This window comes from Blastocatellia bacterium (assembly GCA_035275065.1).
In the GTDB taxonomy this organism is placed as follows: Bacteria; Acidobacteriota; Blastocatellia; order UBA7656; family UBA7656; genus DATENM01.
In genome coordinates, this window is sequence record DATENM010000133.1 from 136,608 (window position 1) to 151,323 (window position 14,716).

Here is a 14,716-nt window from a genome sequence, read left to right on the forward strand (position 1 = left end):
TCTCGGCCCGTCCCGCCTGCGTATAAATTAGCGTAAACATTCTCGGCTATAGAGTCGTAAACCGAATAGGCCAGCCACGACTGGGGATTCGCTACTATGAGAACTATTTATTCATTTTATATTGATGCGGCGAAGATTGCCTTGCAATCGATATTCGCGCACAAGCTGCGGGCTTTCCTGACGCTGATCGGCATTATCATCGGCGTCGCCTCGGTGGTCTGTGTCGGCGCTTCGATTAACGGGCTGAATTCTTATGTCACCGAGCGAATTTCGAAAGTGCTCGGCGTCAACCATTTCATGATCGCCCGGATGGCGTCCGTCGGTCACCTTTCTGATGAAGAGTGGGAAGCCATGAACAAGCGCAACAAGCCGCTGAAGTGGGAAGACGCGGAGTGGTTGCAACACCAGTGCGCTACCTGCACCGAAGTCGGCGCGCAAGCCAACACCATGCAAGACCTCAAGCACGACGGCCAGGAACTTTTCGGCACCATCATCTCCGGCGTCACCTCCAACATGGCCGAAATCGAAGACAAGACGATTGCCGAAGGGCGCTTCATCCTGACACACGAGGTCGAGCGCGCCGAGATGGTCTGTGTCATCGGCGACGATCTGAAAGAGAAGTTCTTTGCCGGTCAGGACCCCATTGGCAAGACGCTGAAGATCAAAGACCTGCCGATGACGGTCGTCGGCGTCGAAGAGAAGCGCGGGGCGATGTTCGGCAACTCGATGGACAACATGGTTTACATTCCGCTGACCACCTGGCAGCGCATGTTCGGTCGCCGTCAGTCTTTGCAGGTGCATGGAAAATCGGCGAGCCGCGAACAATTCCAGAAAGCCATCGAAGAAGCGCGCATCGAGCTGCGCAACAAGCACAAGCTGATGGGCAATCAGCTCGACGACTTCGGGATGGTTGACGTTGAGTCGGTTAACAACTCCGTAGATCAATTTACCGGCACCATCGCGCTCGTGGTGACGCCGATCACCATGATCTCGCTGATCGTCGGCGGCATCGTCGTGATGAATATCATGCTGGTGAGCGTCACCGAGCGAACCTTCGAGATCGGCTTGCGCAAGGCGCTGGGCGCAAAACGCCGACATATCCTTATGCAGTTTTTAATCGAGTCAGGATTGCTTACGGCTTTCGGCGGCTTCTTCGGATTGCTGCTTGCGTCCTTCGTCGCCTGGCTGATTTCCGTTTCAACGCCGGTGCCGATGACGATCACCTTCGGGTACATCATTTTATCGCTATTCGCGTCGGGCGGCATCGGAATGATCTTTGGCATCTATCCGGCGATGAAAGCCGCGAAGCTCGACCCGATTGTCGCGCTGTCGAAGAATTGAGGAGCAGCCATGAAAAGAACTTACATGTCCAAAGAAGTCCTGACCATGGCGCTCGACAATGTGCGGGCGCACAAGTTCCGCAGTTTCCTGACCGTGCTTGGCATCGTCATCGGCGTGGCGACGGTGATCGCCATCGCTTCGCTGCTGACTGGCTTGCGCTCCAATCTGATTCAGTACGTCGAAGACTTCGGCATTAATAACATCTACGCCTTTCACCTCTCGTCTGGCATCCAGATGGGCGGGCGCGACCGGTCAGAACGCAACCGCAAACCGCTCACCGACGAAGACGCCGACGCCTTACGCAACCAGGCCCCGGCGGTCGAAGCGGTGTCGAGCCAGTTATTTCTCTGGCTTCAGGGCGAGCAGCGCACGATTACGAATGGGGATGTGAAGTACAAGCAGGGTAACATCAGCGCGGTTTCGGCGAATTATGCCGGCGTCACCAACATCAATATTTCCGAGGGGCGCTTCTTCAACGAGATTGACGACCAGCACAAGCGCGACGTGATGGTGATCGGCCCGATGGTCGCCGAGGCATTGTTCCCGACACAGAACCAGATCATTGGCTCGAAGGTGCAGTTTTATGGCAAAGAGTTCGAGATCGTCGGCGTCCTCGATAAACGCAAGGTCGCTTTCTTCATGGGCGAAAATGACGAGGACAATTCGGTCTTCATTCCTTACCACACCGGGCGCAAGATGTCGCCCCGCAGCGAATGGATTCTGCTGAACATCCGCGCCAGGACCGGCAAGATTCACGAGGCGCTCGACCAGTGCGAAGAGATTCTGCGCCGTCAACGCGGCGTGAAATACAGCGAGCCGAATAACTTTGACCTGCAAACCGTGGATAAGCTGGTGACTCAGTTCGACAGCATCTTCGCGATGGTCGGCCTGATTGCCATCGCCGTGTCGGGGGTGGGCTTGCTGGTCGGCGGCATCGGCGTGATGAACATTATGCTGGTGAGCGTCACCGAGCGCACCAAAGAGATCGGCGTCCGCAAAGCCATCGGCGCGCGTGGCCGCGACATCGTCCGCCAGTTCCTCTTTGAAGCCATGACGCTGACGTTTTTAGGCGGCGTCCTCGGCGTCGGGCTGGCGGTGGGCGCGAGCTACTTATTGATGCTGATCTTCCCGTCGCTGCCCGCATCGGTGCCGATGTGGGCGGTGGTTACCGGACTGAGCGTTTCAATCGGCATCGGCCTGGCCTTCGGCGTCTGGCCGGCGCGCAAAGCCTCGCGCCTCGACCCCATCGAAGCACTGCGCTACGAGTAGGCATCAGGGGCTAGGGACTAGGGACTAGAGAAAACCTCCGGCCGCTAATCCCTAGCCCCTAGCCTCTAGCCCCTGCTATGTCGTCAGACGGCTATAAATCCCCGGCAAGCGTTCCGGCAAGCTCAACACGTCGTCGATGATCGTGTAGCCCACCTCGCCGTACATATCACGCAACTGGTCTTCGCTCTCGCGGTCTATGGTGATGCAGAAGGGCACGACGCCATCAATGCGCGCCTGCCGCAAGGCGATTCGCGTATCTTCGCGCGCATAGCGGCTGTCGCCATAGTCGTGATCATAGGGTCTGCCATCCGACAGCACGATTAACAGCTTGGTGCGCGCTTCCTGGGCCGAGAGCCGGGCGGCAGCGTGACGGATGGCCGCTCCCAGCCGCGTGTTGTTTTGATAGGTAATGCCGCCGATGCGCTTCTCGACATCCGCCGAATAGCGCTCGCTGAAATCTTTGACGACATAAAACTTGACGTTGCGCCGGCCTTCGCTGGTGAAGCCCTGAATCGAATAGATGTCGCCAACGGCTTCCAGCGCTTCGCTCATCAGCACCAGTCCCTCTTTCTCGATATCGATGATGCGCTGGCCGGGCTGTGTGTAATGATAGCTCGGATTGCGGCTGATGGTGCGCGCCGTCGAGCTTGACATATCGAGCAGGAATGACACGGCCACGTCGCGCTCGCGCCGCAGCTTGCGCGTGTAGAGCCGATCATCGATCAAGCCTGTGCTGCGCTTGTCCAGAGCGTAGTCAATCACCGCTTGCAGGTCGAAATCTTCGCCGTCCACCTCGCCGCGAATGCGCCGCAGGTTTTCGGGGCGCAGCAATTGAAATTGATAGCGGATCGATGAGATGACACCGGCATAGCGACTGCGGACGAGCTCGACGAAACTGCGACCGCCGCGCGTGCCGCTGCGTTGAATGACGCGGCACCAGCGCGAACGATAATCGCCAAGCTCGCGATCCCACTCATCGTAGTAAAACGCCGTGTCGCCTTTCTGCAAATCCTGCTCGACGGTTTCGCCGCCGCTCAGGTGTTGCAGCAGCTCGCTGTCGGGCGCGACCTCTTGCGTCTGGTTGCTCGACCAGAAACTGAAAGGGTCTTCGCGGGCTTCGACTTGTTGCTGGTCGGCGGATGATTCGCCGGTATCGGGTACGGCGGACTCGCCCTGAGTCTCGCCGCTGCCGCCATCGTCTGGCTGATCGTTTTGCGTGTCGCCCTGCGCCGGCTGCTCAGTGAATAGCTCGTAAATCTGCCGCGTCGCCATCAGCGAATCAGCGACCGTGGCATCCGTGCGAAAGATGTAATAGCCGAGAATAGCTTCAATGTCACGCACGACCGTCGGGTAAGCGCGGCGCATCGCGTCGGTCGCGCCGCCGCAGATCGCCGCTTGAAAGAGCAGCTCGAAGGGGACGAAGTGCGCCGGGATGTCTTCAATGTGCGGGCGGCGCTCGCGCAAACGCTGGCGCACGAAATCGAGGTCGCGCCGGATGCCGCGGTAGGTCTGCCGCAGCAGGAAATCGATGCGCCCATTTTCAATCGTCGTGAACAACCGCAACGCCAGCTCGGCATTCGGATACTCTGAAAGCACGGTGAGGAAATTCACTTCGGGTGCGGATTGCGGATGGCCCGGACTCTTCTTCGACTTTTTGCCCTCGCCCTTTTTCTCCTTGCCTTCTGACTTCCGATCTCTGGGCCGGCGGCCCGCGAAAGCCGATTGCGTTTCAGCCATCGCCGCGAGGGTGTCGGGCGCGTCTATCGAGTAGGTTTGAAACTCGATCTGCCCGGCGCCATGCGCGGCCAGAACTTTGAACAAGCGGAAGTTTTCGCGCTCTTCCTCGAACTCGGCGACCACCGATGGCAGATAGATCGTCTTGCCGTCACCGATCCGCGATTCGTCAGGAATTGCCGACAGCGACGCGATGGTGAGCACGCGCCCCGTCAAGCCTTCGACATAAAGGCGCAACGTGTGCGATACGGCATCGAGCGTCAGGCCGCCTTCGATCTTAAACAGCGCCTCCTGGCTGGCTTTTGATTCGAGGGCGTAATACGCCTGGACGCGCCGCGGGTTGTCTGTGCTGCGCTCGATGCCGCGCCGCGCCCATTCGCGGAACTGGCCGAGCGAGGCGGCGCTCAAAGCAACCGGGCTCGCCTTGAAGCATTCGACCGCCGCGGCGGTGTTGCGGTCGGCGATCTCTTCGACCACTTGCAGGACGCCGGCAATGACTTCGGCCCGCCGGTTGGCGCGAGCGCGGGCGCCAAGCTCGGCGATGATCTGCGGGCTTTGCTTCATGAAGTGATAACTGGCGGCGTTGCCTTGCAGGGCAACGCGTTTGGCCAGATCAGTCCAGCGCTCGAATGAGTCAATGCCGGCGATGGTCAGGACGCGGCTGGCCGCTTTGAAGTATTGCAAAGCGACGCCGCCGCTGCGATCCAGGTACGACTCGGTGATGGTAAAGAGCTTCTCGACGGGCTGGCGCTCGGCGGAACTGAAGACCGCCGGCAGGTCGGCGAAGAACTCTGCCGCGGTGCCGCCCGACCTGTAGGCGAATGACGCCGTCAGGGTCAGTGCGCGACGCACCAGTGATTCATCGCCGCTGACTTTGATCTGCGACAGCACTTGCGGCGCGGCGACGAAAAGGTCATGGCTGTGCTTGACCGAATGGCGGGCCAGCTCAAGCGAGATGGTCAGCATCTGCGCCGCCATCTCCACCTCATTAATCGCCCGGATGATCTGCGGCGCGCTTCTAAAGCTGTCCATCGCGGTGTTCGCAGAGAGCGCCGCCTGTTTATTCACCAGCCGCAGGACGGGCGAGCGCAGGTCTTCGGGAATGGTGTCTATGACGGCGGCGCTTGATTGAAAGAAGGTGGCGGCGGCTTCGGCACTGGTCGCCGACAGCCGCTTGCCGATCTCGCCCCAGATACGCATGTCCGAGGCATCAATCAGCCGCGAGACTTCGGGCGAGGCCTTCATCATCTCCACCGCCGCGCGCAGGTTTAAGGTCGCAAGCGAGATGCCGATGTCGGTGGTCAGCAGCATGCGTTCGGCGGGCAGCACACCGAGCCGCTTGGCCAGCACGTCGAGCGTCGCGGCGGTGATGCCTTTGAGGTGCTTTTTGAGCTTTCGCGTGATCTCTTTTTCTGTCGAATCCATATCCAATAAAGATGATTAACCAGGAGTGCGCCCGCTGGCAAATGGGTGTGCGGGACGGGCAGGGCATTATCGCCAATTATGCTGGCGAGATCAGTATTCATGAAGATCGAGCGGCGAATCTGCCGCGCTATTGCCAGGGCAATCAGTTCTCGACATTCATAAAGACGAATTAAACACAGAGACACAGAGACAGGGAGGGAACACAGAGAAGACTCCGTGCCTCCGTGCCTCCGTGCCTCTGTGTTTTTCTTTCATCCCTGTTTCGCAGAACTGAATGGCCCTGCGCTATTGCTGATGGCTGCGAAGCTCGCGCGCCCGTTGATACTCACGGTCGGCTTCCGCCTGCAAGCCCTGGCTGTAGAGCGCGTGGCCGAGCTTGGTGTGGAGGTTGTCGTCGCCGGGCTTCACCGCGATGGCTTTGCGATAACTCTCGGCAGCGCGCGGCCACTGTTGCCTGGCGAAGTATTCGTCTCCCAGCGCCATGTGCATGGCCGCGTTCTTGGCGTCGAGCGTCGCCGCTTGTTCCAGTTCGCCAAGCGCCGCCTCGTTCTGCTGACTGCGATAAAGCAAAGCCAGGTTGTAGTGGGGCGCTGCCCAGTTCGGGTCTATTTCGACGGCCCGCTTAAAGGCGCGTTCGGCGCGGAAGTTGTCCAACTTCCCTTGATACACCAGGCCCAGCGCGTTCTCGACGGCGGCCAGCTTGACGGCCTGCAACTGAGCGAGCGCCCGCTCGGCTTCGTCATAAAACTGCAAAGCGATGAGCGCTTCGGTGGCGCTCAATTTTTCAAGCGTGCTGATTTCGGGATTCCCCCCATTGAGCGACCGGGCGCGCGCCAGCATCTGGCCGGCGCGGCGAAAGTCGTCAACGCGGTCGGCGATGCTGTCCGCGTAAACATGGCCTGTAACCATCTCACGGCCCGCGGCGACCAGCGCGTCGGCGAGCGCGGGCCGCAGTCGCGCCGCGTCTGAAGCGGTCGCCGGATCGGCGGCGAGCCGCTGATAGATGTCCCAGGCGCTTGCCTGCTTCGGCTCCAGCAGGTTCTTCGAGGCGATGGCGGCCTGGAGCTGTAGGGTTAGAGGCGAAGGCGCTGCCTCAATCGTTGACGTGAGCACGGGCGAAGACGGCGCCGCCGTTTCAACTCGACGTGCGGGCTCGGCAGCAACCTCGCCAACTCTAGGCAAGGCAGCCATCGGGCGCGGCGCCGGCGGGAGGTTCACGGCGGTCATAGCGGTTGTCGCCGCGCCCCCCGAAGGGATGCTTACCGTTTCGCCAGTCGCAATTTCGACAGTCGGCGGCGGCGCGGCCGCCGGCTTTCGTGCAGGCGTCACCGCTGTCGGCGCGGGCCTGGTCGCCGCAGGCGTTGGACTAGTTGCAGCAGGTGTTGGATTCGTTGTCGCGGGAACGGCAGCCGGTTCGGCTCGTGCGAGGCTTTTCTCCGCGGGCGGTGTGCCAGTTCCGGCCGCAGGCGAATCGGGCCTTGTCGGCGGTGTAGCGGGCGCTGTCGCCTTACTGGACGCGGGCTGGACCGCGGCGGCGTCAGGGCGCGCGTCGGTGACTTCAGGCGCTCTCAACACGGCGGGTGCCGGCCTGCCAGCGGCTGGCGGTTTATTGACGACAGGCGGCGGGTTCTTCATCTCTGCTGCCAAAGCCGGCGATGCGGTGGCGATTGGCGGCGCTTCTGGTTTTGTGGTTTGTACCTCTTTTGCGGTGACAACGGGAGTGCCGGCGCTGCGCGGCAGGCTGACGAGCGCGAATTGATTTAATGAGGTGTTGCTATGCCAGACGTGTTGCTTGTTGGCCGTGTCTTCGGCGACCAGCGGCGCAAGGACGCCGAGCAACTCGTCCGCCGTCAACCAGCCATCATTGTTTCGGTCGCTGGTTTGACCTGTCGCCATAGCAGCGGCGAGGTGCCTGGCGAAAACCCCTTGCCCATTCCACCGTTGACCCTCACGCGAATATTCATTCGGGCCGCTCGCCGCAATGACCGAAAGGCCAGGCCGCTCGGTCGCCAACTGGTCGAGCGCCTTCAGAAACCCTGTGGTCGCGGCGCCGTTGGCTTCCGGGTCAAAGAAATCGCGCCGCATCGCGTCGGCGATCAGCAACACGCGGCGAGCGTGGACTCGCACAGCCAGCGCCTGCTTGATTTCCGTGAGCGAGATTCCCGTCGCAAATGGCTCTTTGGCGTCAGAGTCAGCTCCGAGCAGATAGGCTTCGCCGTATTCCTGCTCGAAAAAACCATGCCCTGAAAAGAAAATGACCGCCGTGTCGTCTGCGCCCGCCGTGCGGGCTAACCAATTACCGATAGCTGATTTGATGGCCGCGACCGTCGCTTCCTGCGCGACCAATACTTTCAGGTTATCCGGAGCGACACCGGCCTTCTTCAAGGTTTCGGCGATGAGCATGGCGTCGCGGTCAGCGAATTGAAGCTGCTGGCCGCCGCCGAGCTTCGCATATTTTGAAACGCCGACGACGACGGCGACGAGCTTTCCCTGCGGGCGCTGTGGGTCGGGAGTCTGCGCTGCGGCGAGCGGCACCAGGGCGGCGAGCAGCGTGGTAATGGCGAGCAGAATAGGTTTCGTAGTCATGCAGCTTTCCGTATGAGCGAAAGGGCGCAGGCTCCTACGTCGCGTAGAGGCATGCGCCCTGAAACAACAATTGATTCTCGCCCTGGCGGAAGCGAGTCATTCGGTTGAGCCATCCGGCTTAGAAGCTGGCGATGGCTTCCTGTTCGTCATCGTAGGTCTGAAAGACCGTCAACAGCTTGGTGATCATAAGCAGGTCTTTAATTTTCTTGCCCAGGCTCAAGAGTTTCAATTGACCGCCCTGATTCGAGGTCGTTGTATAAGAGCTGACCAGTTCGCCGATGCCGGAACTGTCAACATAGGACACGTCGCCAAGGTTAAGCAGGATCTTCTTCTTGCCATTGGTGAGCAGATCCTTCACCGCCTCGCGCAACTGGACACTGCCTTCGCCGATGGTGATCTTGCCGGAAAGGTCGAGGATCGTCACGTCGCCCGCCTGGCGCTGGTTAATCGTCAACTGAGCCATCGCTTGTCTCCTTTTTCGTCCTGAGAATTATTACTAATTCGGTTTGTGCTTTTTCATGCGGACGACGCTGCCGCCTTCGGGGTGGACGGAATATTCGACTTCGTCCATAAAGGTGCGCATATAAAATATGCCGCGTCCGCTCGGATTGAGCAGGTTATCGGCGCTCGTCGGATCGGGCAGCTTTGCCGGGTCGAAGCCCGCGCCATAATCGCGGACGACGACGACCAGGGCATCCTGCTCGGTTTCAAACCGGACATCAACTTTCTTGTCTTCGGCGCTCCGATTGCCGTGCGTAATCGCGTTGATGACGGCTTCGTGGACGGCCAGCTCGATCCAGCTCGCATCGTCTTCATTAAAGCCCATCTTCGCCGTAACATTCTTGGTGACCGAAGCAACCAGATCAACGAATTCGAGGTTGCTGTCTATTGAAAGCTCAATGGTCTCGGTCATCGGCTAGCGGGTTGCCTTTCTTTCCAAACCTAGTTACCGCAAACTTGTCACGCATGAACTAACGCGAAGGGTAGTCACAAGGCGCGTCATTGTGTAACATGGCGGAACTTACCATGTCAAGATCAATGGGAATCAACGGCAGAGGCGCAATCCGCGGCGAGGTCACACTGCCGGGCGATAAATCGATTTCGCACCGCATCGCCATGCTCGCGGGCATCGCCCAGGGCAGCTCACGAATCCGCAACTTTGCGTCGAGCGCCGATTGTCACGCGACCCTCGATTGCGTGCGGCGGCTCGGCATCGAAGTGGATGTGAATGGCCGTGAAGTCGTCATTCATGGTCAAGGGCTGCACGGCCTGGCGCCCGCCGAGACGCCAGCGACACTCGACGCGCAGAACTCCGGCTCGACCATCCGCATGATCAGCGGCATCCTCGCCGGTCAGCGATTCTCCACGGTGATTGATGGCGATTCGAGTCTGCGCCGCCGCCCGATGCGCCGCATCATCGAGCCGCTCACCTTGATGGGCGCACGCATCACGGCGCGTGACGAGAACTACGCGCCGCTAAGAATCATTGGCGGCGGCTTGCGGGCGATTGATTTCACGAGCGGCGTCGCCAGCGCCCAGGTCAAAACATGCGTATTGTTTGCGGGGCTCTATGCTGATGGCCGCACGACATTCCGCGAGCCCTCCATGTCGCGCAATCATACCGAGCTGATGCTCAAAGAATTCGGCGCGCGCCTGGACCAGGATGATGGCAGCTTGAGCGTCGAAGGGGGCAACGAGCTGCAAGCGGTAGAGTACCGCGTTCCTGGCGATCTATCCTCAGCAGCCTTCTTCCTTGCAGGGGCGAGCGCGCTTGCCGGATCAGAGGTGACGGTCAGCAATGTAAGTTTGAATTCAACGCGCACAGGATTTCTCGCCGTGCTGAAATATCTCGGCGCGGACGTTGAGCTAAGCAACGTGCGCAGCGAGCATGGCGAGCACATCGGTGATCTTCGCCTGACAGGCGGGCAGCTTAAGACGGAGCCCGCGGGCACGGTACTTGACGGCGAGATCATCCCTCACATCATTGACGAGATACCGATTCTTGCCGTGCTCGCCACACAGGTCGAAGGTCGCATTGAGGTGCGCGACGCGCGCGAGCTGCGCGTCAAAGAGAGCGACCGCATCCAGACGGTCGTCGCCGGCATACGGGCGATGGGCGGCGTCATTGACGAGTTCGAAGACGGCTTCGCCGTCAGTGGCCCGCAACGCCTGAGCGGCGCGCGAATCGAAACGGATGGCGATCACCGTATTGCCATGGCTTTTGCGATAGCCGGACTCATGGCCGAAGGCAAAACCGAAATCAGCGATGCGGACTGCGCTGCGGTTTCTTTCCCTGAGTTTTATGACATCCTCGAATCGCTCGCTGGCGAAGGGCGCGTTTCTCGGTAGCGCAAGCTTTAGCTTGCGCCGAGCCAATGCGCAAGCTAAAGCTTGCAGTACATGGGAACACGGATTTGCGATCATCCTTGATTTTTCTCGTCGGCTTCATGGGCGCAGGCAAGACGACCGTCGGGCAGGTCCTGGCCGAAGCACTCGGATGGCGCTTTGCCGATCTTGATAAGGCGATTGAGCGCCGCGAAGGTCAGATGATTCGCGAAATCTTTGAAGCGCGTGGCGAGGCAATGTTCCGGCAACTTGAGCGCGAAGCCATCGCCGCGTGTCGCGGGACGAGCGAAGCGGTGATCGCGCTCGGCGGCGGCGCTTATGTAGACGAAGCGAATCGGGCGCTGCTGCGTGAGATGGGTGTCACCGTCTGGCTCGATTGCCCGCTGGAAATTTGCTTGAGTCGAATCAGCGGCGATGCCGCCCGTCCGCTGCTGCGCAGCCGCGAAGAGATGGCCGAGCTGTTTGCCGAAAGGCGACAGGCGTATGCGCTGGCTGATTGGATTGTCGAAACCGGCGACCGTTCGCCCGCTGAGCTGGTTGCCGAAATCATCGCATTGCTCAGTTTGGGATGATGCCTTACGGGCGAGATTTCGATAAACGGATTCCGGCTCCCGCCTATTCAACCTTTTCCAAAACACAGCGCGGCTCAACCAGGATCGTTTTGAAGGACGATAGGCGCACCAGTCCGGGCTTGGCGCGCGGCGGCTTGGTGACGAACTTGCGCTGGGTGTAATGGACAGCCGCTTTGGCTTCGCGTTTGGCCTGCGAATAGAAGGCGGCGACCTCGGCGGCTTCACTGATGCTGCGCTGCGGCACCTCGCCACGCGAAGGGTTGCGAATGACGACATGCGAGCCGGGATAGTCGGCAGCGTGCATCCAGATGTCTGTTGGACGGGCGACCCGAAAAGTCAGCTCGTCGTTTTCACGGTCGCTCTTGCCGACCAGAACTTCAAAGCCATCGGTTGTGCGGAACCGTCGGCCCGTTGCTCCGCCTTTCTTCTTCGCCTTCCTTTCAACCTCAGGCTTGGTTTTGCGCTTGATGCCAAGCGCGCGCTCTGCCGCGGCGCGAGTCTGACCAGTCTGCTCGGCGCTCGCGGCGGGCTCAAGCGATGCGAGCAGTTGTTTCAAGGGCGCGAGCCGCGCCGCGAGTTGCTGCTCGCGTTCATTGATCGCCGTCAGTGCCCGCTGCGCTTTTTGGTAGCGCGCGAAGTAACTGGCCGCCGTCTGTTGCAATGGCTTATTCTCGGCGACTTCGATTTCAATCTCCGGCTGGTCGGGATCATAGAAATCAATGACGCGCGCGATTGATCCGCTGACGCGCGCGGTCGCCAGGTTCGCCAATAACAGATCACCGAATCGCTTCATGCGCTCAGGCGCTTCATAGCGGGCGCGGTCGCCGCGGATGGCGGCAAGCGTCGTCTCCTGTCGCTTGATGGCTTGCGTCAGCATCTGTCGCGTCTGGTTATATTCATTGCGCAGCTCGGCCTGCCGCTCGCGCAGGACCGCGAATGCTTCAGCGGCCTCTGACAGGGTTGGGAATTCTTGGCGTGCGAATCCTTCGGCCTGAGCCAAAGGGATATGCGACAGCAACAGATCGGTCTTGAGGTTGATCAAGCGACCTTCGGATTCGGCAAGCGACAGGCGCGAATAGACGAGTGGCTGTGGCGGGCGTTTGAAAAGGTCATCCAGCAGCGAGCGCATCGCCGTGGCGGGCGTTGCGCTGCGGCAGCGAGCCGCGAATTCTCTCTTCAGTTGTGGCCCAAAGAGCGCCGCATTCGCAAAAAACTTTTCTTCAATCTCGGCCTGTGCCATCGCTTCATGCAGATCACCGACAAGCGTCGCCGGATCGAAATCACCAGAATTTTTGCCTGGCCTTTCATCGCCCGGTAATTCGCCGCGCTCATCCATCAAGGCCACGAGTCGGCCCTGAGAATCGAACAGGTAAGCATTCGCCGAGCGGCCCGTCAGTGCCAGTACCAGTCGCACACGCCCGCGGTCTCCGCTCAGATCAAATTTTTCAAGCTCAAGGTCAACGACGCGATCCAGGGGCGGCTTGCGGATGGAAACGATTTGCGCGCCCGCGACTTGCTTCCTTAGATGCGCAGCAAATGGGGATGAGCTATTGGAATCGCCGGCAGGTTGTTTGGGTGGGCGGCCTGAGAGAAATAGCGCCGGATCAGTGCGGTCGAGAGAAACGAAAAGCGCCCTCTCTTCTGAAGGGCGCAACTCGAATCGCAGCTTTGTTCCCGCCGCCCAGACTCTGCCGAGGCTCCGTCCGCTTAACTGCTGACGTAGCTCGTTGACCAGCGCCGAGAGAAAGAAATTCTCCATAGCGCCATCATACTTGATTGGTTGTCTGCGCGGAATGATACCCGCGGCGCCAGCGCTGAGCCCGCGCTACAGGGCGTTGATGACCTGGAAAGAATTTAGAAGTCGCTGATGACGCGCGTGCTGGCGATGTAATCTTGCCAGCCTCGGCGTTGCGGACTGAAAGCGCCCCACAGCAAGCCGATGCCGGCGGGCGCGGCGGCAATAAAGCAGCCGGCAGTGCGGAGAATAGCGCGCGGCGCGCTCACCGGCTCAGCCGTCAGGTTGTCAACCAGACGCGTGTTCGTCAGCATCATCCCGAATGTCCGCCCGCAAAGCGATTGCGTCAGCGCCAGATAAAAGAAGCCGATCATCAGCGTGATGACGATACTGGCAGAACGCGTCTGCGACAGCCCGAAGTTACCATTGTACAGGCCGATCAGGGCGAGGAAGGGAAGCGCGCTCAGGGCGATGGCGGCCAGATCGACCAGGCCCATGAAGAGATGGATCAAGGGCGACGATTTGGCATCGCGGTGCAACTCGGCGTTCAGCGCGCGATCCACCTTGCGGATTTCAGCTTCGAGATAATCGAGTGGCTCAATCTCGTCTATGGTGATGGCGTTCGAGATGTCTTCGAAATCAAGATCGTTGGCGCAAACCGTGTGGACAGGCTCGCCGACCAGGCTGCTTTCGACTTTACGGGCCGATACCGCGACGGCGATTGGTTCCAGCGGCTGAGTTGTTTTGCCGACTTCTAGCGCGACGGGTTTGGCGGCAACAGCGCGGCTCGCAGAGATGTCCAGCGAGGGCTTGGCGCGGCCTTCAATCGGTCTGGGCGTAAGCTCCGGAATGGGCGAATCGTTGTGAAGAATCTCAGCCGCCGGTTCAAGCGCGCGCGCCGTCGCCTGATTTTCAACCGTGTAAGCGGGCCGGGCTGGCTTTGCCGGCTCGATCTTCGGCAGATATTCGCGGCGGGCGTTTTCGCTGGCGCGGCGGACGCGAGACAACGCTTTTTCGACAATCGGGTTGGTGGTCGTGATTGCGGCTGGTGCCTCTGCGATCTCTTTCGCAAAGCTTTCTATCCGTGTGTCGCGTTCAAGAAGAGCCGCCGTATCGCCGACTGCGCGACGCGGCTCGCGACCATCGGTGAAGGCCGGCGCGGCAGCCGTTTCTTCAACCCGCGCGGGTGTGGCGCTGGCCAATGCAGGGTTGTTGCGGCGGGCGCGGATGGCGCGCACCTTCTCATTCAAATCCTGGCGCCATTGCGGCAGCGTTGTATCGGTGGAATCAGGCTCAGGCGTCATCCGCTGCTTGCGCGGGAATTCAATCAAGCGCGAGTCGTTGGCGCGCTGAGTGCGGCGGCTCGACAACATTTTGCAACGCGGGCAGCGCGTCAAGGTATTTGGATAGTTATGACCACATCCTTGGCAGTTCATTACGAATACACCCCGATTAATCAGCGAACGAGATAAGGGGGATCCTGGCGATTCGGCCCGGATACTAACAGATGTTTCCAAGGCAGGTCAACCAAAATGTTGCGCTAAACGGGTTGCCCTGCACAAGATATCACGGTCATTCAGTTCTCGTGAGAAGTAAGACGAAATACGATAAAGTCTCACCTCGTTGAAGATTGGCAAATCTATTGACGAGGTGAGACATGACAAGATCGAGTCTTGTTTTGATAGAAGTATTCTCCGCCATCCCCGAT

Annotated in this window: 10 protein-coding genes; 4 read left to right on the forward strand and 6 right to left on the reverse strand. The window is 59.9% G+C overall.

What is annotated here, in order from left to right; genetic code table 11:
- Positions 1 to 96: 96 nt before the first annotated feature.
- Together VJ464_25190 and VJ464_25195 are read left to right on the forward strand one after the other, a co-directional pair.
- Complete coding sequence (locus VJ464_25190) at positions 97 to 1,341, forward strand: ABC transporter permease (GenBank protein HKQ08440.1); 1,245 nt, start codon at positions 97 to 99, stop codon at positions 1,339 to 1,341.
- Positions 1,342 to 1,350: 9 nt separating this feature from the next.
- On the forward strand, positions 1,351 to 2,610 hold the full coding sequence (locus VJ464_25195; protein HKQ08441.1) for an ABC transporter permease: 1,260 nt from the start codon (positions 1,351 to 1,353) through the stop codon (positions 2,608 to 2,610).
- Positions 2,611 to 2,685: 75 nt separating this feature from the next.
- Here the strand turns inward: VJ464_25195 and VJ464_25200 are convergent, their stop codons facing one another.
- The 4 genes from VJ464_25200 to VJ464_25215 form a co-directional block, all read right to left on the reverse strand.
- Positions 2,686 to 5,769 (reverse strand): VWA domain-containing protein, encoded by a 3,084-nt coding sequence (locus VJ464_25200; protein ID HKQ08442.1) that lies wholly within the window; start codon positions 5,767 to 5,769, stop codon positions 2,686 to 2,688.
- A 285-nt stretch (positions 5,770 to 6,054) separates the two neighbouring features.
- The gene (locus VJ464_25205; protein ID HKQ08443.1) at positions 6,055 to 8,355 is read right to left on the reverse strand and encodes a tetratricopeptide repeat protein; all 2,301 of its coding nucleotides are present in this window, start codon (positions 8,353 to 8,355) and stop codon (positions 6,055 to 6,057) included.
- 118 nt (positions 8,356 to 8,473) lie between these two features.
- Positions 8,474 to 8,818: an STAS domain-containing protein gene (locus VJ464_25210; protein ID HKQ08444.1), complete on the reverse strand. Its 345-nt coding sequence runs from the start codon at positions 8,816 to 8,818 to the stop codon at positions 8,474 to 8,476.
- A gap of 33 nt (positions 8,819 to 8,851) precedes the next feature.
- Positions 8,852 to 9,268 (reverse strand): ATP-binding protein, encoded by a 417-nt coding sequence (locus VJ464_25215; GenBank protein ID HKQ08445.1) that lies wholly within the window; start codon positions 9,266 to 9,268, stop codon positions 8,852 to 8,854.
- A 113-nt stretch (positions 9,269 to 9,381) separates the two neighbouring features.
- Between VJ464_25215 and aroA the strand changes: the two genes are divergently transcribed.
- Both aroA and VJ464_25225 read left to right on the forward strand, forming a co-directional pair.
- Positions 9,382 to 10,704 carry a 3-phosphoshikimate 1-carboxyvinyltransferase gene (gene aroA, locus VJ464_25220; protein HKQ08446.1) on the forward strand — a complete coding sequence of 441 codons (1,323 nt, stop codon included), beginning with the start codon at positions 9,382 to 9,384 and terminating at the stop codon, positions 10,702 to 10,704.
- Positions 10,705 to 10,769: 65 nt separating this feature from the next.
- A complete protein-coding gene (locus VJ464_25225) occupies positions 10,770 to 11,273 on the forward strand; it encodes a shikimate kinase (GenBank protein HKQ08447.1) in 504 nt (167 codons plus the stop codon).
- A 43-nt stretch (positions 11,274 to 11,316) separates the two neighbouring features.
- On the opposite strand, the gene VJ464_25230 is transcribed toward VJ464_25225, so the two are convergent.
- Together VJ464_25230 and VJ464_25235 are read right to left on the reverse strand one after the other, a co-directional pair.
- Complete coding sequence (locus tag VJ464_25230; protein HKQ08448.1) at positions 11,317 to 13,032, reverse strand: NFACT family protein; 1,716 nt, start codon at positions 13,030 to 13,032, stop codon at positions 11,317 to 11,319.
- A gap of 95 nt (positions 13,033 to 13,127) precedes the next feature.
- Positions 13,128 to 14,381 carry an RDD family protein gene (locus tag VJ464_25235; GenBank protein ID HKQ08449.1) on the reverse strand — a complete coding sequence of 418 codons (1,254 nt, stop codon included), beginning with the start codon at positions 14,379 to 14,381 and terminating at the stop codon, positions 13,128 to 13,130.
- Between the last annotated feature and the right edge of the window lie 335 nt (positions 14,382 to 14,716).